23 protein-coding genes are annotated in these 25,895 nt (G+C 60.4%); 15 read left to right on the top strand and 8 right to left on the bottom strand.

The genetic code is table 11. The annotated features are described in order from the left end of the window. Positions 1-125: 125 nt before the first annotated feature. Both HX823_RS04130 and HX823_RS04135 read right to left on the bottom strand, forming a co-directional pair. Positions 126-755 (bottom strand): response regulator transcription factor, encoded by a 630-nt coding sequence (locus tag HX823_RS04130; protein ID WP_038842984.1) that lies wholly within the window; start codon positions 753-755, stop codon positions 126-128. Positions 756-773: 18 nt separating this feature from the next. Beyond that, positions 774-2,768: a histidine kinase gene (locus HX823_RS04135; protein WP_177074198.1), complete on the bottom strand. Its 1,995-nt coding sequence runs from the start codon at positions 2,766-2,768 to the stop codon at positions 774-776. A gap of 77 nt (positions 2,769-2,845) precedes the next feature. Between HX823_RS04135 and HX823_RS04140 the strand changes: the two genes are divergently transcribed. After that, positions 2,846-3,820, top strand: coding sequence for an alpha/beta hydrolase family protein (locus HX823_RS04140; protein ID WP_177074199.1), 975 nt, complete (start codon positions 2,846-2,848; stop codon positions 3,818-3,820). Between the two features lie 3 nt (positions 3,821-3,823). Here HX823_RS04140 and HX823_RS04145 read toward each other — a convergent pair whose 3' ends face one another. Genes HX823_RS04145 through HX823_RS04155 form a run of 3 tightly spaced genes read right to left on the bottom strand, consistent with a single transcriptional unit; the run spans position 3,824 to position 6,289 of the window. Continuing rightward, positions 3,824-4,591 carry a TerB family tellurite resistance protein gene (locus HX823_RS04145; protein WP_038842992.1) on the bottom strand — a complete coding sequence of 256 codons (768 nt, stop codon included), beginning with the start codon at positions 4,589-4,591 and terminating at the stop codon, positions 3,824-3,826. A 1-nt stretch (position 4,592) separates the two neighbouring features. Beyond that, positions 4,593-5,267, bottom strand: a complete 675-nt coding sequence (gene murU / locus HX823_RS04150) for an N-acetylmuramate alpha-1-phosphate uridylyltransferase MurU (protein WP_038842995.1) — start codon at positions 5,265-5,267, stop codon at positions 4,593-4,595. After that, positions 5,264-6,289, bottom strand: a complete 1,026-nt coding sequence (locus HX823_RS04155) for an aminoglycoside phosphotransferase family protein (protein WP_177074200.1) — start codon at positions 6,287-6,289, stop codon at positions 5,264-5,266. The genes murU and HX823_RS04155 overlap by 4 nt, the downstream gene beginning before the upstream one ends. 130 nt (positions 6,290-6,419) lie before the next feature. On the opposite strand from HX823_RS04155, the gene HX823_RS04160 reads away from it, so the two are divergent. The 11 genes from HX823_RS04160 to HX823_RS04210 all read left to right on the top strand — a co-directional run bounded on the left by HX823_RS04160 (position 6,420) and on the right by HX823_RS04210 (position 20,456). Beyond that, on the top strand, positions 6,420-9,233 hold the full coding sequence (locus HX823_RS04160) for an LPS-assembly protein LptD (protein WP_177074201.1): 2,814 nt from the start codon (positions 6,420-6,422) through the stop codon (positions 9,231-9,233). Further along, positions 9,208-10,545: a peptidylprolyl isomerase gene (locus HX823_RS04165; protein ID WP_038843001.1), complete on the top strand. Its 1,338-nt coding sequence runs from the start codon at positions 9,208-9,210 to the stop codon at positions 10,543-10,545. The genes HX823_RS04160 and HX823_RS04165 overlap by 26 nt, the downstream gene beginning before the upstream one ends. Beyond that, on the top strand, positions 10,542-11,531 hold the full coding sequence (gene pdxA / locus HX823_RS04170; RefSeq protein ID WP_038843003.1) for a 4-hydroxythreonine-4-phosphate dehydrogenase PdxA: 990 nt from the start codon (positions 10,542-10,544) through the stop codon (positions 11,529-11,531). Before HX823_RS04165 ends, pdxA begins: the two co-directional genes overlap by 4 nt. Beyond that, positions 11,528-12,340 carry a 16S rRNA (adenine(1518)-N(6)/adenine(1519)-N(6))-dimethyltransferase RsmA gene (gene rsmA, locus HX823_RS04175; RefSeq protein ID WP_177074202.1) on the top strand — a complete coding sequence of 271 codons (813 nt, stop codon included), beginning with the start codon at positions 11,528-11,530 and terminating at the stop codon, positions 12,338-12,340. Before pdxA ends, rsmA begins: the two co-directional genes overlap by 4 nt. Positions 12,341-12,437: 97 nt before the next feature. Beyond that, the gene (gene apaG, locus HX823_RS04180; protein ID WP_010206973.1) at positions 12,438-12,818 is read left to right on the top strand and encodes a Co2+/Mg2+ efflux protein ApaG; all 381 of its coding nucleotides are present in this window, start codon (positions 12,438-12,440) and stop codon (positions 12,816-12,818) included. Continuing rightward, positions 12,818-13,669, top strand: a complete 852-nt coding sequence (locus HX823_RS04185) for a symmetrical bis(5'-nucleosyl)-tetraphosphatase (RefSeq protein WP_177074203.1) — start codon at positions 12,818-12,820, stop codon at positions 13,667-13,669. Before apaG ends, HX823_RS04185 begins: the two co-directional genes overlap by 1 nt. A gap of 9 nt (positions 13,670-13,678) precedes the next feature. Then, positions 13,679-14,008: a thiosulfate sulfurtransferase GlpE gene (glpE, locus tag HX823_RS04190; RefSeq protein WP_033898114.1), complete on the top strand. Its 330-nt coding sequence runs from the start codon at positions 13,679-13,681 to the stop codon at positions 14,006-14,008. A 285-nt stretch (positions 14,009-14,293) separates the two neighbouring features. Beyond that, positions 14,294-16,216 carry a PrkA family serine protein kinase gene (locus HX823_RS04195; protein ID WP_038843013.1) on the top strand — a complete coding sequence of 641 codons (1,923 nt, stop codon included), beginning with the start codon at positions 14,294-14,296 and terminating at the stop codon, positions 16,214-16,216. Between the two features lie 113 nt (positions 16,217-16,329). Further along, positions 16,330-17,601, top strand: a complete 1,272-nt coding sequence (locus tag HX823_RS04200; RefSeq protein ID WP_016977872.1) for a YeaH/YhbH family protein — start codon at positions 16,330-16,332, stop codon at positions 17,599-17,601. Beyond that, positions 17,598-19,163: a SpoVR family protein gene (locus HX823_RS04205; protein WP_033898111.1), complete on the top strand. Its 1,566-nt coding sequence runs from the start codon at positions 17,598-17,600 to the stop codon at positions 19,161-19,163. Before HX823_RS04200 ends, HX823_RS04205 begins: the two co-directional genes overlap by 4 nt. 63 nt (positions 19,164-19,226) lie before the next feature. Further along, positions 19,227-20,456 (top strand): multifunctional CCA addition/repair protein, encoded by a 1,230-nt coding sequence (locus HX823_RS04210; RefSeq protein ID WP_177074204.1) that lies wholly within the window; start codon positions 19,227-19,229, stop codon positions 20,454-20,456. On the opposite strand, the gene folK is transcribed toward HX823_RS04210, so the two are convergent. Together folK and folB are read right to left on the bottom strand one after the other, a co-directional pair. Next, a complete protein-coding gene (gene folK, locus HX823_RS04215) occupies positions 20,451-20,969 on the bottom strand; it encodes a 2-amino-4-hydroxy-6-hydroxymethyldihydropteridine diphosphokinase (RefSeq protein ID WP_177074205.1) in 519 nt (172 codons plus the stop codon). The two genes, HX823_RS04210 and folK, sit on opposite strands and share 6 nt — an antisense overlap. Beyond that, positions 20,960-21,313: a dihydroneopterin aldolase gene (folB, locus tag HX823_RS04220; protein WP_015886183.1), complete on the bottom strand. Its 354-nt coding sequence runs from the start codon at positions 21,311-21,313 to the stop codon at positions 20,960-20,962. The genes folK and folB overlap by 10 nt, the downstream gene beginning before the upstream one ends. Positions 21,314-21,387: 74 nt before the next feature. Between folB and plsY the strand changes: the two genes are divergently transcribed. After that, the gene (gene plsY, locus HX823_RS04225; RefSeq protein ID WP_038843023.1) at positions 21,388-21,957 is read left to right on the top strand and encodes a glycerol-3-phosphate 1-O-acyltransferase PlsY; all 570 of its coding nucleotides are present in this window, start codon (positions 21,388-21,390) and stop codon (positions 21,955-21,957) included. Between the two features lie 33 nt (positions 21,958-21,990). Here plsY and tsaD read toward each other — a convergent pair whose 3' ends face one another. Then, positions 21,991-23,016 carry a tRNA (adenosine(37)-N6)-threonylcarbamoyltransferase complex transferase subunit TsaD gene (gene tsaD / locus HX823_RS04230; RefSeq protein WP_017739515.1) on the bottom strand — a complete coding sequence of 342 codons (1,026 nt, stop codon included), beginning with the start codon at positions 23,014-23,016 and terminating at the stop codon, positions 21,991-21,993. Positions 23,017-23,218: 202 nt separating this feature from the next. Here tsaD and rpsU point away from each other — a divergent pair, with 202 nt between their 5' ends. After that, the gene (gene rpsU / locus HX823_RS04235; RefSeq protein ID WP_002551877.1) at positions 23,219-23,434 is read left to right on the top strand and encodes a 30S ribosomal protein S21; all 216 of its coding nucleotides are present in this window, start codon (positions 23,219-23,221) and stop codon (positions 23,432-23,434) included. Between the two features lie 443 nt (positions 23,435-23,877). Beyond that, positions 23,878-25,851, top strand: coding sequence for a DNA primase (dnaG, locus tag HX823_RS04240; RefSeq protein ID WP_038843026.1), 1,974 nt, complete (start codon positions 23,878-23,880; stop codon positions 25,849-25,851). Positions 25,852-25,895 lie beyond the last annotated feature (44 nt).

The following is a 25,895-nucleotide window of genomic DNA, read 5'->3' on the forward strand; positions in this document are numbered from 1 at the left end:
AGGTTCGGGGTAGGGATTGCCCTACACGGATGGCGCGCACGGGACGGTGCAGCGACAGGGGGCGAGCTGCAAGCAGCAAGAATGGGCCCGGCGGGGTTTTCGCGGTGTCGTTATCAGGTATGCGGCTAGAGCAGCTTGTGTTCCATGGCGTACTTCACCAACTCCGCCAGGGACGTGATATTGAGCTTTTGCATCAGCCGCGCCTTATGGGTGCTGATGGTCTTGCTGCTCAGTGCCAGCTGTTGCGCAATGTCGTTGACGTTGGCGCCCTGGGCCAGACGCTCGAATACCGAGAACTCGCGCTCCGATAGCAATGAATGCAACGGGCGGGCATCAGTCAGGCCGACTTCGAAGACCATCCGGTCGGCCAGGTCCGGGTCAATGTAACGCCCACCCGCCGCCACCTTGCGAATCGCTGTGAGCAACAGCGCCGGGTCGCTGTCCTTGGTGGCGTAACCGGCGGCGCCGACCTTCAAGGCGCGGGCGGCCATTTGCGCTTCGTCGTGCATCGACAGCACCAGGATTGCTGGCGGATTGTTCAGCGCACGGATCCGCGCAATCGCTTCCAGGCCGTTGACGCCGGGCATCGAAATGTCCAGCAACACCACCTCGCAGGCCACGTGGCGCAGGGTTTCCAGCAATTGCTCGCCATTGCTGGCCTCCCCCACCACCAACAGGTCTTTGGCCAGGCCGATCAATTGCTTGATGCCTTCACGAACGATGGTGTGGTCTTCGGCTACCAGTACGCGGATCACAGGGACTTCCTCATGGTGTTATGCATCCAACGGCACCGTGACACTCAGGGTGGTGCCCTCCCCCAACGCGCTGTCCAGGCTCAACTGCCCGCCCATGATCAGCACGCGCTCGCGCATACCCACCAGGCCAAACGACACTGGGCGACCCTGGGCCTGGGCGAAACCGACGCCATCGTCGCTGATGGTCAGCCGCAAATTCCTGCCGTCTACGGCGAGCGTCAGCTCCACAGTATGCGCCTGTGCATGACGCATCACGTTGGTCAGCGCCTCTTGCAGGATACGGAACAAGCCGATGGCCTTGGCATCGCTCAGGGGCGCCAGGTTATCCGGTACCTGCACCAGACAGGGGATTTGTGTGCGCGCTTCGAAGCGCCGGGCCTGCCATTCGATGGCGGAAGCGATACCGGCGTCAAGAATCGGCGGGCGCAGCGCAGTGGCCACATCTCGCACCAATTGAAATAACTGGGCAATCAAACGCTTCATGCTGTTCAAGCGTTCATGCAAGCCGGGGTCGAGTTGCGCATAAGCCAATTCGCACATGGAGGTTTCGAGCTTGAGCACGGTGAGCATTTGCCCCAGTTCGTCGTGCACCTCACGGGCAATACGCGCCTTTTCTTCCTCGCGTACGGTTTCCAGGTGAGCAGACAATTCGCGCAGTTGCGCCTCGCTTTGCAGCAGCGCAGCCAACGTCCGCCTGAGTTCGCTGACATCGTTGAGGTAGACCACCAGGTATTCGGCTTCGGCAAAACGCAGGAAGCTCAGCGACACGTTAGTCGGCAGGACGCTGCCATCGGCTCGCCGGCAATCGGTGGCGAAGTTCTGTGGGCCGTCTTCGCTGGCTCGTGCGCGCTTCCAGAGGTTGAGCCAACGGTCCATGTCCAGGCTCGGGTCAAGGTCGGCGAGCGGCCGCTCGATCAGCGCACCGGCGCCGTAGCCGAGCATGCTTTCGGCCGCACGATTGGCGTAGCGCACATGGCTGTCCCAATTGACCCAGAGGATGCCGACGGTGCTCTGGTCGATGGAAAACTGCGTCAACCGTAAGGCCTCGGCACCCGCGGCGCGGGCGGCGCTTTCTTCCCGCGCGGCCAACAGGCCGTGTTCCAGCACCCGTTGCTGGCGGCGCTGCCAGAACACCACGGCCAGGCTGGCAAGCAGCAACAGGCCCAGCAATAAACTGAGGTTTTGCCACAGGCCAGGGGATTCCGTCAGCCGTGGGTATTTGGGTTGCAGCCAGCGGTTGTGCAGTTGATCCAGGTCACGGGCAGGAATCGCACGCAAGGCGCTTTGCATGATGCCGGCCAGTTCCGGCCATTCTCGTCGCGTGGCCACCCGCAGCAATTGCGGCAGGCCGATATCGCCCACCACTGCCAGGCCGGCAAACTCCGCCTCGCCGGACAAGCGGCTCAATTGTGCTTCATCCACCACCGCATAACGCGCCTGTTGGCTCACCAACAATTGCAGGGCCTGGCGCTCCATGGGTACGCCTTGCAGGTTGAGGCCGGGATAGGTGCCACGCAGGTAATCGGCGACGGCACTGGGCATGCGCACGGCGACGCGGGATTGCTCATCGAGTTTTTCCAACTCCACGGCGCCACCCCCCTCGCGGATGCCGATGATGTGTTGCGGTACGCGCATGTAGGGGTCGCTGAACAACCACAGCCGCAGACCGGCCGGGGTTTGTTGCAGGCCGGGAGCGATATCCACTTCGCCGTCGCGCACGGCGGCTTCCAGCTGCTCCTGGTTGGGAAAATTACGCCAGGTCAGCTCGATATTCAGCGCCTTGGCCAGCCATTGCATCAACTCGACATTCGCCCCGGACAGCCGTTGCAAACGCCGATCGTATTGCGCATAGGGCGCTTGCAACACCAGGCCCACCCGCAATTCCGGGTGCTGGGCCAGCCATTCGCGTTGCTGCGCATCGAGCTGCGCCTGGGGCGCGACGGGCGCAGGCGCGGCATTTGCCATCAAGGCAAGGCACAAACAGCCGATAACCAGCAGACAGCGAAAACCCATGATCCACGTCTCACATCACTGACAAATACTGACCAACCCATTAGGCTGCTGGAATCACTTCTGGCCGGGAATTTACGATGCCCTTTCTTCACCGTTCAGCACTGCCAGCATTGTGCCTGTCGCTGCTTTTTACCAGTGCCTTTTCTGCACAGGCGGCCGACGCGCCCGCACCTGCCGCGGAAAAACCGGTCGAGCGCCAACCCTTGCCCGAGCGCAGCCTGGCAGAAGCCAGTGCCCTGGAACGCACGATCCCGCAACAAGAACAGCAGCAATTGCAGGCCGGCAGCGATTCATTCCTCGCCCTGTGGAAACCCGCCAACAGCGCCGAGCCCGATGGCGTGGTAATTATCGTCCCCGGCGCCGGCGAAAATGCTGACTGGCCGCAAGCAATCAGCCCGCTGCGACACAAATTGCCGGACGCCAATTGGGGCAGCCTCAGCCTGTCGTTGCCGGATGTAAGCGTGGACACGCTGCCACCCCGCGTGATGGAAGCGCCCAAGGCCACTGTCGACACCAGCAGTAAGGAAGCGAGCACCGCTGACAAACCCATCGAGCAGGCCGCCAGCGCCGAAGCCGAAGGCACCGACCCGGCGGTGGTGCCGGGTGCCGATGAGCAGGACAAGACCGACGCCTCGCGCATCTTCGACCGCATCGACGCCGCCGTGGCCTTCGCCCAGACCCAGAGCGCACGCAGTGTAGTGCTGCTCGGCCATGGCACCGGTGCCTGGTGGGCCGCACGCTATTTGAGCGAGAAACAACCATCCCAAGTGCAGAAATTTGTGATGGTGGGGGCGCAGACGCCCAACGGACGGCATCCAGATGTGCAGCAACTGGCCCCCGCCCTGAAGTTGCCGACCGCCGATGTCTTCTATCAGGACAACGCCCAATCACGCAAAAACGCCCTGGCCCGCGTCCAGGCAGCCAAGCGTTTAAAGAATGACGGTTACAAGCAAGTGTCATTGAAAGCCTTGCCCGGCAACAGTGCTGCCGAGCAGGAGCAGTTGTATCGCAGGGTTCGCGGCTGGCTGAGCCCACAGGCCAACACTGACTGAAACCTACCGGAAGTCCCGGCGCTCGCGAATCAATGTATAGGCAGTGTGCAATTCGCGAGTGCGCTCGGTGGCCTCACGCACTTGCGCGGGGCTGGCGCCGGTGCCGGCGATCTTGTCCGGGTGATGGCGACTGAGCAGGCGACGATAAGCCCGCTTGATCACAGACGGCTCGGTAGTGGCCGTCACCCCCAGCAAGCGCAACGCGTCCTGATAAGAGGGGCCACGGCTGACCAGCGGCTTGCGCTCCGGCGTGTAGTCGGCCGCCAGCGCCTGCAACTGTTGCGGCGTCCAGCCCAGCCATTTGCCCCAGAGGTCGATCAGGTCACGCTCGGCGTCATCCGCCTTGCCGTCCGCCCAGACCATGCGCCAGCACGCGCGCAATACGCCCTCCGCCGCGTGGGGTTGAGCCTTGAGCACACGTAGATAACTGCGGACGCGGTCGGAACCGGACTTGCCGCGATTGAACGCCGCAATCGCACGACGCTGGGCCGACTCGGTCATGTCGAGCGAGCGCATCTCCTGACGCGCCTGCTGGATATGCCCATCCACCACCCGGCCATTGCTCTTGGCCAAGCGACCCAGCAACACGAACAACAGCTCGTCATTGCGCAACGCCGGGCGACCACCCAGGCGCTCGCGCAACTGCGCCCAACTGTGCAGTTGCAGGCGACGGTCCAACGCCTGCCCCAACAGTGCCCCCAACATGGCCCCCGGAATACTGGCAATGGCATAGCCAGCCCCGGCGCCGATCAGCGTCCCTGGCCACAGCATGTTACTGCCTCGCTGTCAGCAGTGTTTCGACCTGCGCCAGGCGCTCCAGCGTGCCAACATCGATCCAGCGTCCCGCCATGTGTTCCCCCGTTACCAGGCCTTTGGCCATGGCCGCCCGCAGCAGCGGCGCCAGTTTGAAGGCACCCGCGCTGCAACCCGCGAACAGCTTGGGGTCGAGCACTGAAATGCCACTGAAGGTCAGGTTATCGGCACCGGGCGCTGCATCATGAAGCAAACCTTGATCCAGGTAGAAATCACCGCCCGAAGGGTGGTGCGCCGGGTTATCGACCATCACCAGATGGGCCAGGCCCTTGAGCGGCTGCTTGAGTTGGATGAAGTCGTAGTCGGTCCAGATATCGCCATTGACCACCAGGAAAGGTTCATCCCCCAGCAACGGCAATGCCTGGAAAATCCCACCACCGGTTTCCAGCGGCTCGCCTTCGGGGGAGTAACGGATACGCAAGCCAAATTGCGCGCCATCCCCCAGGTAGCTTTCGATCTGCTGGCCGAGCCAGGCATGGTTGATCACGATATCGGTGAAGCCAGCCTTGGCCAGTGCTTCCAGGTGATATTCGATCAGGCGCTTGCCGCCGGCCTGTACCAGCGGCTTTGGCGTGTGCAAGGTCAACGGGCGCATCCGCTCGCCTTTGCCGGCGGCCAGGATCATCGCCTTCATACACGTGCCTCGGCGGGTTGGCGCAGGCTGGCGAGCAATTCACCCAACTCGCTCAACTCGGGACGGTCCGCCAGCACCGCTTCTATATAAGCAAAGAAGCGCGGCACGTCGGCCAGGTAGCGTGGCTTGCCATCGCGATGGCAAATGCGCGCGAAGATACCGATGACCTTGAGGTGGCGCTGCACGCCCATCAGGTCGCTGGCGCGCAGGAAATCGTCGAAATTCGCCTGCACCGGAATGCCCAGTTGCCCCGCACGCTCCCAATAGCCGAGCTGCCATTCCCGCACGCGGGCCTTGGGCCAACTGAGGAAGGCGTCCTTGAACAGGCAGGTGATGTCATAGGTGACCGGCCCGTAGACCGCATCCTGGAAGTCCAGCACGCCGGGGTTGGGCTCGCTGATCATCAGGTTGCGCGGCATATAGTCGCGATGCACCAGCACTTTCGGCTGCGCCAGGGCGCTGTCGATCAGGTGATCACTGACCCGCTGCCAAAGCGCTTGCTGCTGCGTATCCAGTTCGATACCCAGGTGCCGGCGCACGTACCACTCTGGAAACAATTCCAGCTCGCGGCGCAGCAAGGCGACGTCATAGCTGGGCAGCGGCGCGTCCATCGGCAATTGCTGGAAGGCCAACAAGGCGTCGATGGCATCGGCAAACAATGCATCGGCGTTTTTGTCGTCAATCACGTCCAGATAGGTTTTTCTGCCCAGGTCATTGAGCAAAAGAAAGCCACGCGGCAAATCTTCTGCATAAATTTTTGGAACATTTATTCCTGACTTTGCCAGCAAATGTGCGATATCGACGAAAGGTTTGCAGTTTTCCTGGGGGGGCGGAGCGTCCATGACGACGAAGGTCCGGCCGCCGCCTTCCCAACGGAAGTAGCGCCTGAAACTCGCGTCGCTGCTGGCCGCGGTCAATGTGGCCGGGGGTACGGCACCCCAGCCTTGAGCGTTGAAAAGGATCGGCAACTGCTCATCCAGCCAGACTTCCAGCTGTTGTAAACGTAGATCTTGCTCGGGCATTACAAGGGTCTCCGACGGCGCTAGCCGTCAAGCGGGGCATGCTTTATTATCACGCATCTTTTTCAGACCATCGAGAGGCGTGCGGCCCAAACCGCGGGCAGATGGCACGCAGGAAGCCCGGACTAATAAGATGGCATTGAAATCCCCCGCGTTTCGTAGAAAATTTCCGTTGCTGGTAACCGGCAGTCTGCTGGCCTTGCAACCCTTCGCCACCTCATTCGTGGTCGCCGCGGAACAGTATGACTGCTCAGTCTCTGCTTCGGGTGCCTGGGATTGCGCGCCGAAAACCGCCGCAGCCCCGCTACCACCACGCCCGGTGCATGATGGCGCTGCCATCAGCTCCGCCAACAGCACGGCGCAGGCCGATGCTGGCGGCAAAGCCGAGGCCGAGCCCAAGACCGCACTGGTCACCGAATCCAAGGGCCGTGGCCTGCGCTCGCGCAGCGCCGACTACAGCCACCTGGACTGGGTCCCACGCGAGAAGCTGACCGCAGCGCAGCTGGCCGAAACCGGCCCGTACTGCGGCGGTGCGTACATCGAGCCGATTCGTCCTGGCATGAACGACAAGACGAACAAGAGCGATGCCCCCACCTTCATCGGCGCCAAGGCCTCGCGTTACGAGCAGGAACAACAAGTCGCTACCCTGGCCGGTGACGTGGTCATGCGCCAGGGCAGCATGCAGTTGGAATCTGAAGAAGCCAGCCTGTACCAGGCCGAGAACCGTGGCGAGCTGAACGGCAATGTTCGTTTGCGCGACAACGGCGCACTGATCGTCGGCGACCACGCCGAAGTGCAACTCGACACCGGCGCCGCCCAGATCGACAACGCCGAATACGTGATGCACAAATCGCGCATCCGCGGTAACGCGCTGTACGCCAAGCGTGCTGAAAACGCGATCATCCGTCTCAAGGATGGTACGTACACCACGTGCGAGCCAGACAGCAATGCCTGGCAGCTCAGGGGCAACAACATCACGTTGAACCCGGCCACCGGTTTCGGTACCGCCACCAACGCGACGTTGCGGGTCAAGAACATCCCGATCCTGTACACCCCTTACATCTATTTCCCGATCGACGACCGTCGTCAATCCGGCTTCCTGCCGCCGAGCTTCAGCACCGGCAGCGAAACCGGCTTCACCCTGGTGACGCCGTACTACTTCAACCTGGCGCCCAACTACGACGCCACGTTGTACCCGCAATACATGACCAAGCGCGGCATGATGATGGAAGGCGAGTTCCGCTACCTCACCAAGTCCAGCGAAGGTCAGTTCGGCGGCGCGTACCTGAACGACGACAACGACGAGCGCAAGCGTCAGACCGACTACGAAAAAACCCGCTACATGCTCAACTGGCAGCACAAGGGCGGGCTGGACTCACGCGTACTGACCGAAGTTGACTACACCACGATCAGCGACCCTTACTACTTCCAGGACCTCAAGTCCTACCAGGAAGGCGTAGAGAGCCGTGACTACGTGAACCAGCAAGGTGCCGTGACTTATCGCGGCGACAGCTTCCAGGCTCGCTTGAACCTGCAGGCTTACCAACTGGCGACGATTTCCCAGGTCACCCCGTATAACCGCCTGCCGCAGCTCACCTTCAATGGTCAGCTGCCGTACCATCCGGGTGGCTTGAACTTCACCTACGATGCCGAAGCCGTGCGTTTCGACCGCGACCTGGAGAACGGTGACTTCATCAATGAAGACGGTGGCACGGAACGTCGCCTGGACACCTACGTCACAGGCCTGACCCGTGCAAACGGTACCCGCCTGAACGTTGCGCCTGCCGTTGAATACCCGATGAACTGGACCTTCGGCTTTGTGACGCCGAAGCTCAAGTACGTGTACACCAAGTACGATTTGGACCTGGATAGCCAGGGCAAGAACGACATCGTCGCGGCACAAACGGCAGCAGCCAATGCCGGCACCCGCTATGCCGGTGGTACGTTCAAGAGCTCTCAGGACCGCGCCGTCCCGGTGGCCAGCATCGACAGCGGCCTGTACTTCGACCGCAATACCAACTGGTTCGGCAAAGACTATCGCCAGACCCTGGAACCGCGCGCGTTCTACCTGTACGTACCGAACAAGGACCAGGCTGATATCCCGGTCTTCGACACCAGCGAGTACTCGTTCAGCTACTCGTCGCTGTTCCGCGACAACCGCTTCAGCGGCTCTGACCGTATCGGCGACGAGAACAAGCTGTCCCTGGGCTTGACCAGCCGCTGGATCGAAGAAAACGGCTTTGAGCGTCAGCGCGTATCCGTAGGCCAGGCGCTGTACTTCAAGGATCGTGAAGTTCAACTGCCGGGCATCCTGGCTGCCGACCGTGCCGACGCACAGTCCGATGTTTCGCCGGTAGCCCTGGACTACGAGTTCCGTTTCAACCGCGACTGGCGCGCCACTGCCGACTACAACTGGGACACCGAGGAACACAGCCCTCGTTCCGGTAGCGCGATGCTTCACTACCAGCCGGAAGACAACCCGAACAAGATCATCAACGTCGGCTATCGCTATCGTAATGACCAGGTCGTCTACAACCAGTTGACCGGCAAATGGCAGTTCGGTGGCGACTACGGCACGCCTGGCGCAGATAACTATGTGAAGGATTACTACAAAATCCAACAACATGACTTCTCGATGATGTGGCCGATCATTCCCCAGTGGAACTTGATCACCCGCTGGCAGTATGACTACGCTCGCAACCGTACCTTGGAAGCCTTCGGTGGCTTCGAGTACGACAACTGCTGCTGGAAACTGCGCGTCATCAACCGTTACTGGGTTTCCAACGACGAATACAGCCAGATCGCCCCGCTTAACGAAAAGGGTGACCACGGGCTCTTCTTCCAGATCGTCCTCAAAGGACTCGGCGGCCTGACCGGCGCCAAGGTAGAGAGCTTCCTCGACAAAGGCATTGAAGGTTATCGTGAACGTGAAGACCAAGCTTTCTGATTGTCTGCGCCCGCTAGTGCTGGGCGCACTGTTCCTGGGCACCGCATCGGCGCACGCTGCGGTTCAAGAACTGGATAAGGTAGTGGCCATCGTCGATAACGACGTGATCATGCAGAGCCAACTGGACCAGCGCGTCAAGGAAGTCCAGCAAACCATCGCCAAGCGTGGCGGTGGCGTGCCACCGACCAGCGTTCTGGACCAGCAGGTTCTGGAGCGCTTGATCGTCGAGAACCTGCAACTGCAGATCGGCGATCGTTCCGGCATCCGTATTTCGGACGAAGAACTGAACCAGGCCGTGGGCACCATTGCCCAGCGCAACAACATGAGCATCGACCAGTTCCGTGCAGCCCTGGCCCACGACGGGTTGTCCTATGAGGACGCCCGTGACCAGATCCGCCGCGAAATGATCATCAGCCGTGTACGTCAGCGCCGTGTGGCCGAGCGGGTTCAGGTGTCCGAACAGGAAGTGAAGAACTTCCTGGCGTCGGATCTGGGCAAGATGCAGCTTTCCGAAGAACTGCACCTGGCCAATATCCTGATCCCGACACCGGACAGCGCAAACTCCGAGCAGCTCAACGCAGCCGCCGCCAAAACCCAGGCTATCTATGATCGCTTGAAGGCGGGTGCCGACTTTGCCCAAATGGCGATCGCCCAGTCCGGCAGCGACAACGCACTGGAAGGCGGCGACATGGGCTGGCGTAAAGCGGCTCAATTGCCTCCTCCGTTCGACCGCGAGCTGAGTGCGATGGAAGTGGGTGGCATCACCCAACCTGCGCGCACACCGGGTGGTTTCATCATCCTGAAGCTCCTGGAAAAACGTGGCGGCGAAACTTCGCTCAAAGATGAGGTGCACGTTCGCCACATCCTGGTCAAGCCAAGTGAAATCCGCACCGAAGCCCAAACCAAGGAACTGGCCCAGAAGATCTATGACCGCATCGAAAGCGGTGAAGACTTCGCCACCCTGGCCAAGAGCTTCTCGGAAGACCCCGGTTCTGCCCTCAATGGCGGCGACCTGAACTGGATCGACCCGAAAGCCCTAGTGCCAGAGTTCCAGCAGGTCATGGCCGACACCCCGCAAGGCGTGCTGTCCAAGCCGTTCAAGACCCAATATGGCTGGCACGTACTGGAAGTCCTTGGCCGTCGCGCCACCGACAACACCAACCAGGCCCGCGAGCAACAGGCACTGAACGTATTGCGTAACCGCAAATATGATGAAGAGCTGCAAACCTGGTTGCGTCAGATCCGTGACGAAGCCTACGTAGAGAATAAGCTGCCAGGCGCCCCAACAGGCACCGACCAGGCAGTTCAGTGAAACCCCAGCGTTTCGCGGTGACACCCGGCGAGCCGGCCGGCATTGGTCCTGACCTGTGCCTGCTGCTCGCCTCGCAACCCCAGCCACACCCCCTGATTGCCATCACCAGCCGCGACCTGCTCCTTGAGCGGGCCGCGCAGCTGGGTGTGGCTGTCACTTTGCTGGACACAGCGCCTGGCAACTGGCCCGACCTGCCCGCCCCCGCCGGCAGCCTGTATGTATGGGACACCCCGCTGCAAGCCAAGGTGGTTGCCGGGCAACTGAACAAAGCCAACGCAGCGTTCGTGCTGGAAACTCTGACTCGCGCCGGGCAAGGCTGCATCGATGGCGACTTCGCCGGCATGATCACTGCGCCCGTGCACAAGGGCGTGATCAACGAGTCCGGTATCGCGTTTTCGGGCCACACCGAATTCCTCGCCGAGCTGACCCACACCGAACAAGTCGTCATGATGCTGGCCACGCGCGGCCTACGGGTCGCCTTGGTGACCACACACCTGCCGCTGCGCGAGATTGCCGATGCCATCACCGCCGAGCGGGTGGAACGCGTCACACGCATCCTGCACGCCGACCTGCAACAGAAATTCGGCATCGCCCAACCGCGCATCCTGGTCTGTGGGCTCAACCCCCATGCTGGCGAAGGCGGTCACCTGGGCCATGAAGAAATCGACATCATCGAACCTACCCTGGAGCGTCTGCGCCAAGAAGGCATGGACCTGCGCGGCCCGCTGCCTGCGGACACTCTGTTTACCCCCAAATATCTGGAGCACTGCGACGCAGTGCTGGCGATGTACCACGACCAGGGGCTGCCGGTGCTTAAATACAAAGGCTTCGGCGCCGCAGTCAACGTGACACTGGGCCTGCCGATCATCCGCACCTCCGTCGACCATGGCACCGCCCTGGACCTGGCGGGCAGCGGCAAGATCGATACCGGCAGCCTGCACGTGGCCCTGGAAACCGCCTATCAGATGGCCGAGACCCGTATATGACTGAGCATTACCAACACCGGGCGCGCAAGCGCTTCGGGCAAAACTTCCTGCACGACGCTGGCGTGATCGACCGCATCCTGCGCTCCATCCATGCCAAGCCTGAAGATCGCCTGCTTGAAATCGGCCCGGGCCAGGGCGCGTTGACCCAAGGCCTGCTGGCCAGCGGCGGCCAACTGGACGTGGTGGAGCTGGACAAGGACCTGATCCCGATCCTTAACCAGCAGTTCGCCGGCAAGTCCAACTTCAACCTGCATCAGGGTGATGCGCTGAAGTTCGACTTCAACACCCTCAACGCTGAGCCTAACAGCCTGCGTGTGGTGGGTAACCTGCCGTACAACATCTCTACACCGCTGATTTTCCACCTGCTGAATAACGCAGGGATCATCCGCGACATGCACTTCATGCTGCAAAAGGAAGTGGTGGAGCGCCTGGCAGCTGGCCCTGGTGGTGGTGATTGGGGCCGTCTGTCGATCATGGTTCAGTATCACTGCCGCGTCGAACACCTGTTCAACGTTGGCCCTGGCGCGTTCAATCCGCCGCCGAAGGTCGACTCGGCCATCGTGCGCCTGGTGCCTCACGCTGTGTTGCCACATCCGGCCAAGGACCACAAATTGCTGGAGCGCGTGGTGCGCGAAGCGTTCAACCAACGCCGCAAGACCCTGCGCAACACGCTCAAGGCCCTGCTGAGCAACGCCGAGATCGAAGCCGCCGGCGTCGATGGCAGCTTGCGTCCTGAGCAACTCGACCTGGCCGCCTTTGTGCGCCTGGCCGACCAGTTGGCTATCCAGCCTGCGCCAGCCGCAGACTGACAGTGCCGAGCAAGGCCAGACACATGTCTGGCCTAGTGCCGTCCTCATGGCCTAGACTGACCCGCATCTGCTGTCCTCCGCTTTTAAGGCCTCTTGCATGTCCGATCCTCGCTACCAGATCGACGTCAGCGTCGTCACCCGCTTCCTGGCGGACCAATCCCAACCTGAACAGAACCGCTTCGCCTTTGCCTACACCATTACGGTGAAAAACAACGGGCTGGTGCCGGCCAAGCTGCTGTCTCGCCACTGGGTGATCACCGACGGTGACGGCCAGGTCGAAGAAGTTCGCGGTGCCGGCGTGGTGGGTCAGCAACCGTTGATCGACAGCGGCGCCAGCCATACCTATAGCAGCGGCACAGTGATGACCTCCAAAGTCGGCACCATGCAAGGCTCGTATCAGATGAAAGCCACCGATGGCCAGCTGTTCGACGCCATCATCGCGCCCTTCCGCCTCGCCGTGCCGGGAGCCCTGCACTGATGGCGACGTATGCGGTCGGCGACCTGCAAGGCTGCCTGGAACCGCTCAAGTGCCTACTTGAGCGCGTGACCTTCAACCCTGCCGACGATCGCCTGTGGCTAGTGGGTGATCTGGTCAATCGCGGCCCGCAATCCCTGGAGACGCTGCGCTATTTATATGGCCTGCGTGACTCTTTGGTCTGCGTATTGGGCAACCACGACCTGCACCTGCTGGCCGCTGGCAATAACATCGAGCGCCTGAAAAAGGGCGACACCCTGCGGGAAATTCTCGAAGCGCCGGATCGCACCGAACTGCTCGACTGGCTGCGCCAGCAAAAAATCCTGCATTACGACGAAAACCGCAACATGGCCCTGGTCCATGCAGGCATCCCGCCCCAGTGGACACTGAAGAAAGCCCTCAAGTGCGCCGCCGAAGTCGAGAGCGCCCTGGCCGATGACAACCTCTATACCGCCTACCTCGATGGCATGTACGGCAACGAGCCCGTGAAGTGGGACAATGACCTCAGCGGCGTCACGCGCCTGCGGGTCATCACCAACTACTTCACGCGCATGCGTTTCTGTACCGCCGAGGGCAAGCTCGACCTCAAGAGCAAGGAAGGCGCCGACACCGCGCTGCCGGGCTACAAGCCGTGGTTCGCTCACAAAGAGCGCAAGACCCGTGACACCCAAATCATTTTCGGCCACTGGGCGGCCCTTGAGGGCAAGTGCAATGAACCCGGCGTATTCGCCCTCGACACCGGCTGTGTGTGGGGCGGCGCCATGACCCTGATGAATATCGACACCGGCGAGCGTTATAGCTGCCAGTGCGAACCCCCTCTTCCCGTTACACTGCCGGCTACTGCCAAGCCATAGGAGCCCGCCATGAGCGAATTCAAACGTATCCCTCCCGAACAAGCCCAGGCCCTGCGCGAGCAAGGCGCGGTGGTGGTCGATATCCGTGACCAACCGACCTACGCAGCCGCCCACATCACCGGTGCCCAGCACCTGGACAACGTCAACATTGCGGATTTCATCCGTGCCGCCGACCTCGACGCACCGGTGATCGTGGCCTGTTACCACGGCAATTCCAGCCAGAGCGCAGCAGCCTACCTGATCAGCCAGGGCTTCTCCGACGTCTATAGCCTGGACGGCGGCTTTGAACTGTGGCGTACGACTTATCCTGCGGAAATTTCTTCCGGCAATTCGCAATAATTTTTTTCACACCCCGCTACCCCGCGTGACGCTTGGGCTCGCGCCGTTTCTGACGAACGGCGCAGCCAAACTAATTGCGCATCGCGCCTTGACCTCTCCGATTCCGAACTATCCTTAAGCGCAGGCCATCCGAATCAGGGGAGAGCCGGTACACCGGCGTGCGGGTCATCGGTAGCGTTTCAGGGTGTTCTGGGGGGAAAACGGCCATTGGCGTCTGCCAATGTCTGCCAGCATCGACTGATTGATCCGGCGTCGGCTCCACGTATCGAGCGAGGTGACGACGTCATGAGTATTTTCAGCCACTTCCAACAACGCTTCGCATCCACACAGCAGGAAGAACTCACGCTGCAAGAGTATCTCGAGCTGTGCAAACAGGATCGCAGCACCTACGCGTCTGCCGCCGAACGCCTGCTGCTGGCAATTGGCGAGCCGGAGCTGATAGACACCTCGAACAATTCGCGCCTGTCGCGAATATTCTCCAACAAGGTGATCCGCCGCTACCCGGCCTTTGAAGACTTCCACGGCATGGAAGAATGCATCGACCAGATCGTCTCCTACTTCCGCCATGCTGCCCAAGGCCTGGAAGAGAAGAAGCAGATCCTCTACCTGCTCGGCCCCGTCGGCGGCGGTAAATCGTCCCTGGCCGAGAAGCTCAAACAATTGATCGAGAAGGTGCCCTTCTACGCCATCAAGGGCTCACCGGTCTTCGAGTCGCCCCTGGGCCTGTTCAACGCCACCGAAGATGGCGCGATCCTCGAAGAAGACTTCGGTATTCCACGCCGCTATCTGAACACCATCATGTCGCCCTGGGCTACCAAGCGCCTGGCCGAGTTCGGCGGTGACATCAGCCAGTTCCGCGTGGTCAAGCTCTACCCGTCCATCCTCAACCAGATCGGCGTGGCCAAGACCGAACCAGGCGACGAGAACAACCAGGACATCTCGGCGCTGGTGGGCAAGGTCGATATCCGCAAGCTCGAAGAATACCCGCAGAACGACGCAGACGCCTACAGCTACTCGGGCGCGCTGTGCCGGGCCAACCAGGGCCTGATGGAGTTCGTGGAGATGTTCAAGGCACCGATCAAGGTGCTGCACCCACTGCTCACCGCGACCCAGGAAGGCAACTACAACAGCACCGAAGGCCTGGGGGCGATTCCGTTCACCGGGATCCTGCTGGCGCACTCCAACGAATCGGAGTGGCACACCTTCCGTAACAACAAGAACAACGAAGCCTTCATCGACCGGATCTACATCGTCAAGGTGCCGTACTGCCTGCGGGTCAGCGATGAAATCAAGATCTACGACAAACTGCTGTTCAACAGTTCGCTGGCCAAGGCCCATTGCGCACCCGACACCCTGAAGATGCTTGCCCAGTTCACCGTGCTGTCACGCCTCAAGGAACCGGAGAACTCGAACATCTATTCGAAGATGCGCGTGTACGACGGCGAAAACCTCAAGGACACCGATCCCAAGGCCAAATCGATCCAGGAGTATCGCGACACCGCCGGTGTGGATGAGGGCATGAACGGCCTGTCGACGCGGTTCGCGTTCAAGATCCTGTCCAAGGTCTTCAACTTCGACCCCCACGAAATTGCCGCCAACCCGGTGCACCTGCTCTACGTGCTGGAACAGCAGATAGAACAGGAGCAGTTCCAGGCAGAAACTCGCGAACGCTACCTGCGCTTCCTCAAGGAATACCTGGCGCCACGCTATATCGAGTTTATCGGCAAGGAAATCCAGACCGCGTATCTGGAGTCCTACAGCGAATACGGCCAGAACATCTTCGACCGCTATGTGCTGTACGCCGACTTCTGGATCCAGGACCAGGAATACCGCGACCCGGAAACCGGCGAGATCCTCAACCGCGTAGCCCTCAACGAGGAACTCGAAAAAATCGAGAAACCGGCCGGCATCAGCAATCCGAAGGATTTCCGCAACGAAATCGTCAACTTCGTGCTGCGCGCCCGTGCCAACAACAATGGCAAAAACCCCACCTGGCTCAGCTACGAGAAACTGCGGGTGGTCATCGAGAAGAAAATGTTCTCCAACACCGAGGATCTGCTGCCGGTCATCAGCTTCAACGCCAAGGCCAGCAAGGAGGATCAGCAAAAACACAACGACTTCGTCACACGCATGGTCGAGCGCGGCTACACCGACAAACAGGTACGGCTGCTCTCCGAGTGGTATCTGCGGGTTCGCAAATCGCAGTAAGGCAGCGACAGGCGTGAACTGCCAGGCCACTGGCCTGGCAGCTGACCGCTTGTCTCTAAGCTTCCAGCTCGCGGCTTGAAGCTTGTAACGTGAAGCTGCCCGGAGGGCTCCCCATGAGCTATGTGATCGACCGACGCCTCAATGGCAAGAACAAGAGCACGGTAAACCGCCAGCGTTTCCTGCGGCGTTACCGTGACCACATCAAAAAGGCCGTTGAAGAGGCCGTCAGCCGCCGCTCCATTACTGACATGGAGCATGGCGAACAAATCAGCATTCCCGGACGGGACATCGACGAACCGGTGCTGCACCACGGCCGGGGCGGCAAACAGACCGTGGTTCATCCCGGCAATAAGGAATTCACCACCGGCGAACATATCCAGCGCCCCCAAGGCGGTGGCGGCGGTAAAGGGCCGGGCAAGGCGGGCAATTCCGGCGAAGGCATGGATGAGTTCGTGTTCCAGATCACCCAGGAAGAATTCCTCGAATTCATGTTCGAAGACCTGGAACTGCCCAACCTGGTCAAACGCAACCTGACCGGCACCGACACCTTCAAGACAGTGCGCGCCGGGATCAGCAACGAGGGCAACCCGTCCCGCATCAATATCATCCGCACCCTGCGCTCAGCCCACGCCCGACGTATCGCCCTATCGGGCAGCAGCCGCGCCAAGCTGAAGGAAGCCAAGGAAGAGCTGGCGCGCCTGAAGCGTGAAGAACCGGACAACTTCGGCGACATTCAGGAAATCGAGGCGGAAATCGAGAAACTCAGCGCGCGCATTCACCGCGTGCCGTTCCTCGACACCTTCGACTTGAAGTACAACTTGCTGGTCAAACAACCCAACCCCAGCTCCAAGGCGGTGATGTTCTGCCTGATGGACGTATCCGGCTCCATGACCCAAGCCACCAAGGACATCGCCAAGCGTTTCTTCATCCTGTTGTACCTGTTCTTGAAGCGCAACTACGACAAGATCGACGTCGTGTTCATTCGCCATCACACCAGCGCCCGGGAAGTCGACGAAGAGGAATTCTTCTATTCACGGGAAACCGGCGGCACTATCGTTTCCAGCGCCTTGAAGCTGATGCAGGAAATCATGGCCGAGCGCTACCCGGCCAACGAATGGAACATCTACGCCGCCCAGGCCTCGGACGGCGACAACTGGAACGATGACTCCCCGATCTGCCGCGACATCCTGATCAACCAGATCATGCCGTTCGTGCAGTACTACACTTACGTTGAAATCACCCCCCGTGAGCATCAGGCCCTGTGGTTCGAATACGAGCGCATCGGCGAAGCCTTTGCCGACACGTTCGCCCAGCAGCAACTGGTCTCGGCCGGCGATATCTACCCGGTCTTCCGTGAACTCTTCCAGCGCAGGTTAGTGACATGACCGCCAAAAAAGAGCAAAGACGCCAACCGATCTCCACGGGTTCCGAGTGGACCTTTGAGCTGATCCAGGCCTATGACCGGGAAATCAGCCGCATTGCGGCGGGTTATGCCCTGGACACCTACCCCAACCAGATCGAGGTGATCACCGCCGAGCAGATGATGGATGCCTACGCCTCGGTGGGCATGCCGCTGGGTTATCACCATTGGTCCTACGGCAAACACTTTCTCAGCACCGAGAAGTCCTACACCCGCGGTCAGATGGGCCTGGCCTACGAGATCGTGATCAACTCCGACCCGTGCATCGCCTACCTGATGGAAGAGAACACCATCTGCATGCAGGCACTGGTGGTGGCGCATGCCTGCTATGGGCATAACAGCTTCTTCAAGGGTAACTACCTGTTCCGCACCTGGACCGACGCCAGTTCGATCATCGATTACCTGGTGTTCGCCAAGCAGTACATCATGCAGTGCGAGGAGCGCCACGGCATCGATGCGGTGGAGGACCTGCTCGATTCCTGCCATGCGCTGATGAACTACGGCGTCGACCGCTACAAACGCCCGTATCCGATCTCCGCCGAGGAAGAACGCCTGCGCCAGAAGGAGCGCGAGGAGCACCTGCAGAAACAGATCAACGACCTGTGGCGCACCATTCCGAAAAAAGCCGGAAAGAACAGCGACAAAGACAATGCGCGCTTCCCCGCCGAACCGCAGGAGAACATCCTCTATTTCCTGGAAAAACACGCGCCGCTGTTGGAACCCTGGCAGCGTGAAATCGTGCGTATCGTGCGCAAGATCGCCCAGTACTTCTATCCACAGCGCCAGACCCAGGTGATGAACGAAGGCTGGGCCACGTTCTGGCACTACACGCTGATGAACGACCTGTACGACGAAGGCCTGGTCACCGACGGCTTCATGATGGAGTTCCTCACCTCCCACACCAGCGTGGTATTCCAGCCCGGCTTCGACAGCCCTTACTATAACGGCATCAACCCCTATGCCCTGGGCTTTGCCATGTACCGCGATATCCGGCGCATGTGTGAACACCCCACCGAAGAAGACCGCCGCTGGTTCCCGGAAATCGCCGGCAGTGATTGGCTGTCCACCATCAAGTTCGCCATGAGCAGCTTCAAGGATGAGAGTTTTATCCTGCAGTACCTGTCACCGCAGGTGATCCGCGACCTGAAACTGTTCAGCATCCTGGATGACGACCTCAAGGATGACTTGGTGGTGCCGGCCATCCACGACGAACCCGGCTACCGCACCATCCGCGAAACCCTGGCGGCCCAGTACAACCTGGGTAACCGCGAGCCCAACGTGCAGATCTATAGCATCGATGTGCGCGGCGACCGCTCGCTGACCTTGCGTCACCAACAGCACGACCGCAAACCCCTGGGCGAATCCACCGAGGAAGTGCTCAAGCACCTGCACCGGTTGTGGGGCTTCGATATTCATTTGGAAACCCTGCAGGGCGACCAGGTGATGAAAACCCACCACGTGCCACCGCGTACCGATCACAACGACAACGACTACGGCCGCCTGGACCTGGCCGTCGTTCACCTCTGAAACAGCAAAGCCTCCATTGGCCAGGCGCAGGCGGTATCCTGTGCCGCTAATGGAGGCTTTTTCATGAAAATCTACAAAGTCGGCGGTGCGGTACGGGATCGTCTCTTGGGTATCCCTGTTACCGATATCGACCGCGTCGTGGTGGGCGCGACGGCCGAAGAGATGCTCGCCAAGGGCTACAAGCCGGTGGGTTCTGACTTTCCAGTGTTCCTCGACCCAAAAAACGGTGACGAGTACGCCCTCGCCCGCACTGAGCGCAAAAGTGGCCGGGGCTATGGCGGCTTTGTGTTTCACGCCAGCCCCGAGGTGACGCTGGAAGAAGACCTGATCCGCCGTGACCTGACGATCAACGCCATGGCGGAAGACGATGACGGCAACTTGACCGATCCTTATCAAGGTCAGCGTGATCTCGAAGAGCGCGTTTTACGCCATGTTTCTCCGGCGTTCGCCGAAGATCCACTGCGCGTGTTGCGCGTTGCACGCTTCGCCGCACGCTACGCATCACTGGGTTTTACCGTTGCCCCAGAAACACTCGAACTGATGCGCCAGCTCAGCGAATCCGGCGAACTGGAGGCGCTGACGCCTGAGCGCAGCTGGAAAGAAATCTCCCGTGCGCTGATGGAAGACCAACCCCACGTGTTCATCCAGGTACTGCGCGACTGCGATGCGCTGAAAACCTTGATGCCAGAAGTGAACGCGCTGTTCGGCGTCCCACAACCCGAGGCCCATCACCCTGAAATCGACACCGGCATTCACACCTTGAGCGTGCTGGAACAGGCTGCCTTGCACCAACAGCCCCTGACCGTACGCTGGGCCTGCTTGCTGCACGACTTGGGCAAAGGCACGACACCTGTGGATAAGTTGCCGCAGCACATCGCCCATGAGCAGCGGGGATTGAAGCTGATCAAGGCCGTCAATGAGCGCTTCAAGGTGCCAAGGGATTGCCAGGAATTGGCGTTATTGGTGGGCCAGTACCACACCCATGGTCATCGTGCGTTGGAGCTAAAAGCCTCGACTTTGCTGGAGTTGCTGCAAAGTTTCGACGTTTACCGTCGGCCGCAGCGCTTTGAGGAATTCATCGTCGCTTGCGAGATGGACGCCCGAGGCCGCAAGGGCCTGGAGCAACGAAGTTATCCACAAGCGGATTATTTACGCGGAGCGGCGAAGGCAGCCCGCGAGGTTGCCGTTGCGCCATTGCTGGAGAAAGGCTTCAAAGGCCCGGAATTGGGCGAGGCGCTAAAGCGCGAGCGGCTCAGGGCCCTGAAGACCTACAAGGAACAGCACGCCCTATAGAAGTGTGTCTGATGTCAGCTGCTGGCCCCGCCATTCAAACCCGACAGGCGCCAGCACCTGGTCAATCTGCGCATCGCGCCATAGCTCGGCCAGGGTCTTGCCCACCTCAGGATGCACACGCTCCGGCGCCATCAACGACAGCGGCCACAGCACAAACGCGTTCTTCAGGATTTCCGCACGCGGCAGGATCAACCCATCGAAATTGCCCACCAGATCGCCATACAACAGCACATCGATATCCAGCGGCAGACCCTTGCGATCCGGCGCGTAACGGCCATTGTCGGCCTCGATGAATTTCAACCGACGGTCCAGCTCCATCAACGGCAGGTCGGTGTAGGCCGACACCACCAGATTGAAGAACGGACCGCTCTTGATGCCCACCGGCTGGCTTTCGAACACCGCCGAACAACGCAGATCGGTCAAGAAACTCGCCAACGCATCCAGGCCAGCGCGCAGATGAGACTCGCGCTCGATATTGCTGCCTAGGCCGAGGTAAACCTGAGTTAGCGGCATCCGCGCTCGATCTCCACGCCCACACCCTTGGCGGCCGGCACGGCGCCTGGCTTGGTCAGCTTGAGGTGCAACCAGGGAATCTGGAATTCACTCATCAATACTTCGGCCAGGCGTTCGGCAAAGGTTTCCACCAACTGGTACTGGGATTGCTCGGCAAAGGCCTGGATACGCGCGGACACACTGGCGTAATCCAGCGCCAACGTCAGGTCATCCCCGGCGGCGGCCGGGCGGTTATCCCAGGCGAAGCTCAGGTCCAGGCGCAGGCATTGGCGGATTCCGCGCTCCCAGTCGTAGGCCCCGATGACGGTGTCGACTTCCAGGCCTTCGATAAACACTCTGTCCAAGCACTCTTCTCCGCAGCACGACAAGGGCGCGATGCCCCGTTAGAATCAGGGCGTCCTCGCCCGGAATAGTTAGCATGTTTTGGTCACTGGCGATTTTCGCCTACCTGCTCGGCTCGCTGTCCTTCGCCATTTTGCTCAGCCGCCTGACGGGAAATCCCGACCCGCGAATGAGTGGCTCAGGCAATGCCGGCGCCACCAATATGTTGCGCCTGGCCGGCAAGAAACTCGCCGTACTGACGCTGCTGGGCGACCTGTGCAAGGGCCTGTTGCCCGTGCTGATCGCCAGCCTCGCCGGCCTGCCCCTGCAACAGCAGGCCTGGATCGGCGTATGCGCGGTCCTCGGCCACCTGTTTCCCCTGTACTTCCGCTTTCGCGGTGGCAAAGGCGTCGCCACGGCAGCCGGTATGTTGCTGGGGATCTACCCGCCGGCGGCCTTGCTGGCCGTACTCGCCTGGCTGCTGACGTTCTACCTGACCCGCACCAGCTCGCTCGCCGCGCTGATCGCCACCCCGCTCACCCTGCCACTACTGGCCTGGCAAGAACCGGCGGCACTGCTGCCGATGAGCGTGCTGACACTGCTGATCGTCTGGCGCCACCGGGGCAATTTACGCGACCTGTTTGCCGGGCGCGAACGGCATTTTTAAATACCGTCGACGAGCCCAGCCCACCTTGTGGCCTTACAACGGCGACAACTGCTCCATCGGCCAGCGCGCCTGCACGCTGATCGCCAGGCTTTCGTGCTGCCCAGCCTGCAAACGCTGGCAACCGGCATAGGCGATCATCGCGCCGTTGTCGGTGCAGAACTCCGGGCGCGCATAGAACACGTCGCCCTTCATGTCGCCGAGCATTTTTTCCAGCGACGTGCGCAAGGCCTTGTTGGCGCTGACGCCGCCTGCGATCACCAGGCGCTTCATGCCCGCCTGTTTCAGGGCGCGCTTGCACTTGATGGTCAAAGTCTCCACCACGGCCTGCTGGAACGCCAGCGCGATGTCGCAACGGGCTTGCTCGCTGTCGTCTCCGGCGCTGACGCTGTGCTGCCAAGTGTTCAGCGCGGAGGTTTTTAAACCACTGAAGCTGAACATCAGGCCAGGGCGATCACACATCGGGCGCGGGAAGGTGTAACGGCCCGCCACGCCTTTTTCGGCGAGACGCGCGATTTCCGGGCCACCGGGGTAATTGAGGCCCATCATCTTCGCGGTCTTGTCGAAAGCTTCACCGGCAGCGTCGTCCAGGGATTCACCCAAAAGGGTGTATTGGCCGATTCCGTCCACCTGAACCAACTGCGTATGGCCGCCCGACACCAACAATGCGACGAACGGGAACTCTGGCGGTGTTTTTTCCAGCATCGGCGCCAATAAATGGCCTTCCATATGGTGCACGCCGAGGGCCGGAATGCCCCAGGCAAACGCCAGCGCCTGGGCGCAAGAGGCCCCAACCAGCAGGGCTCCGACCAATCCGGGGCCTGCGGTGTAGGCGATTGCATCGATCTCGGTCGGCACGCAGCCGGCTTCATCCAGCACCTGGCGGATCAGGGGCAGCATGCGTTTGACGTGATCACGGCTGGCCAGCTCCGGCACCACGCCACCATAAGCACGGTGCAGGTCGATCTGACTGAACAACGCATCGGCCAAGAGCCCGCGTTCACTGTCGTAAAGTGCGACACCGGTTTCGTCGCAGGAGGTTTCAAGTCCCAGTACTAGCATGGGTTTGCGCCTTGTAGAGGCTGAATTCGAAGGCGCGCATAATAGTCGTCACTCCCCCTCCCGACTAGCGGTTTTCGATCAGAGGCTTTGCATTCCGGGCAATGAGGGGTTAACATCCGCAACCCTTAAAAACCGACGACCTCAGCCGCGAATTTTTTGCGACGAGAACGTTGATCCCGGTAATGAAAGAAGGTAGCTCTGGATGCCAGCCGTCAAAGTTAAAGAGAACGAACCCTTCGACGTAGCTCTGCGTCGTTTCAAGCGCTCCTGCGAAAAAGCCGGTGTACTGGCTGAAGTTCGTAGCCGCGAATTTTACGAGAAGCCAACTTCTGAGCGTAAGCGTAAAGCAGCAGCCGCTGTTAAGCGTCACGCCAAGAAAGTTCAGCGCGAACAGCGCCGCGCCGTTCGTCTGTACTAATACACAGACGTTCGTAGCAAGCTTCTGCCAAGCCCGGCCCTCAGCCGGGCTAATGGCATTTGCGGATATCGCTTGATGCTTCACTGTTGACGCCGCAGACGCGACCGAGACAACTGCTTCACACGTCAGGACTGGCTCTTTTGCCAGCGGTGCACGTCTTCTGACGAGCCTATCAAGGCTACTGACGAGCACACTTATTCTTCAAACAGGCGATCAACTGTATCTACTGTGCCCGACGATGAGCTTCCGAGGCCGCCATTGGCCAAGACCGGATGCCGGGGCAACATTTCCATGCCAAAAACCTGATTGAAACTAACGTCAGTGAATGAACGGCAGATACACTTCCTGAATGCCCAAGCAGACAACTGATGATCGAGCCGCGCAACGCGTGCGCTTGAGCAATCATTGGGCCCTCATTGACACGCAGTGATGACGAGAACGCCATGGCCGGGCTGATTCCCCAGAGCTTTATTGACGACCTTCTGAACCGCACCGACATCGTCGATGTTGTCAGCTCGCGCGTGCAACTGAAAAAAGCCGGCAAGAACTACACCGCCTGCTGCCCGTTCCATAAAGAGAAAACCCCATCGTTCAGCGTCAGCCCGGACAAGCAGTTCTATTACTGCTTCGGCTGCGGCGCAGGTGGCAACGCCCTGGGTTTTCTCATGGACCACGACAACCTGGACTTCCCCCAGGCGATCGAGGACCTGGCAAAAGCGGCGGGCATGGAAGTCCCTCGCGAAGAAAGTGGCCGCGCGCACAAGCCGCGCCAACCCACCGATTCGCCGCTGTACCCGCTGCTGACGGCCGCTGCCGACTTTTACCGTCAGGCGCTTAAAAGCCATCCGCAGCGCAAGGCCGCCGTCGACTATTTGAAAGGTCGCGGCCTTACCGGGGAAATCGCCCGCGACTTCGGCCTGGGGTTCGCCCCGCCCGGCTGGGACAACCTGTACAAGCACCTGAGCAGCGACACCCTCCAGCAAAAGGCCATGATCGACGCCGGCCTACTGGTGGAAAACGCCGAAACCGGCAAACGCTACGACCGCTTCCGCGACCGCGTGATGTTCCCGATCCGCGACAGCCGGGGCCGCATCATCGCCTTTGGTGGCCGTGTGCTGGGGGACGACAAGCCCAAGTACTTGAACTCCCCGGAAACCCCAGTATTCCACAAGGGCCAGGAGCTCTACGGCCTGTTCGAGGCGCGCAAGAACAACCGCAATCTCGATGAAATCATCGTGGTTGAAGGCTATATGGACGTGATCGCGCTCGCCCAGCAGGGCTTGCGCAATGCCGTCGCCACACTCGGCACCGCGACCAGCGAAGAACACATGAAGCGCCTGTTTCGCGTAGTGCCCAGCGTATTGTTCTGCTTCGACGGTGACCAGGCGGGCCGCAACGCCGCCTGGCGCGCGCTGGAGGCAACACTTTCCAGCCTGCAAGATGGACGTCGCGCGCGCTTCCTGTTCCTGCCCGAAGGCGAAGACCCGGACACCCTGGTTCGCTCTGAAGGTACCGATGCATTCCGCGCACGCATCAATCAACACGCTCAACCGCTGGCAGACTACTTCTTCCAGCAACTGACCGAGGAAGCCGACCCGCGCTCCCTTGAAGGCAAGGCCCATATGGCCACCCTTGCGGCGCCGCTGATCGACAAAGTCCCCGGCGCCAACCTGAAATCGTTGATGCGCATGCGCTTGCAGGAAATCACCGGGCTAAGCGGCGAAGCCGTCAGCCAGCTGGTGCACAACGCGCCGCATGATGCGCCGCCGCCGGCCTACGACCCAGGCATGGATTACGACGCCATGCCTGACTATTCAGACTTCCACCAACCGCAGGAGGCCTACGCGCCCCAGCAGGAGTGGACACCGAAAAAGTCTGGCAACGACGGCAAGAAATGGGAAAAGAAACCCTGGAGCAAGAACGGCAAGCGCGGTGATCGCGACGAGGCTTACGCTCCACGAACGCCGGTTGCTGTAGAGGCGCCAACGCTCATTGCCCTGCGCACGCTCATCCACCACCCGCAATTGGCGGAAAAAGTCGAGAGCGCCGATCACTTTGCCAACGCAAGTAACACTTATGCCCAGGTACTGATCGCCTTGATCGAGGCGGTACAGAAAAATCCTAAGCTAAACTCCATTCAGTTGATGGCGCGTTGGCATGGCACCGAACAAGGCCGGTTATTGAAAGCACTCGCAGAAAAGGAGTGGCTAATTGACGGCGATAACCTTGAACAACAGTTTTTAGACACCATTACTAGGTTATCCGCGGGTCAGCACACGCAGACCCTCGACGAACTCATCAAGAGAGCAAGGCAGCCTGGATTATCGGCTGAAGAGCAAATTCAGATAGCAAAACAGATGCGCGACCTCTTAAAACAGAATGTTTCCGCATCAAACCCGACCTCAGCTGGCGTGTGAGGTCATAGCTCGGGTATAATCCTCGGCTTGTTTTTTGCCCGCCA

Origin of the sequence: Pseudomonas sp. P7759, assembly GCF_013386445.1 — a bacterium.
Taxonomy (GTDB): Bacteria; Pseudomonadota; Gammaproteobacteria; order Pseudomonadales; family Pseudomonadaceae; genus Aquipseudomonas; species Aquipseudomonas azotoformans_A.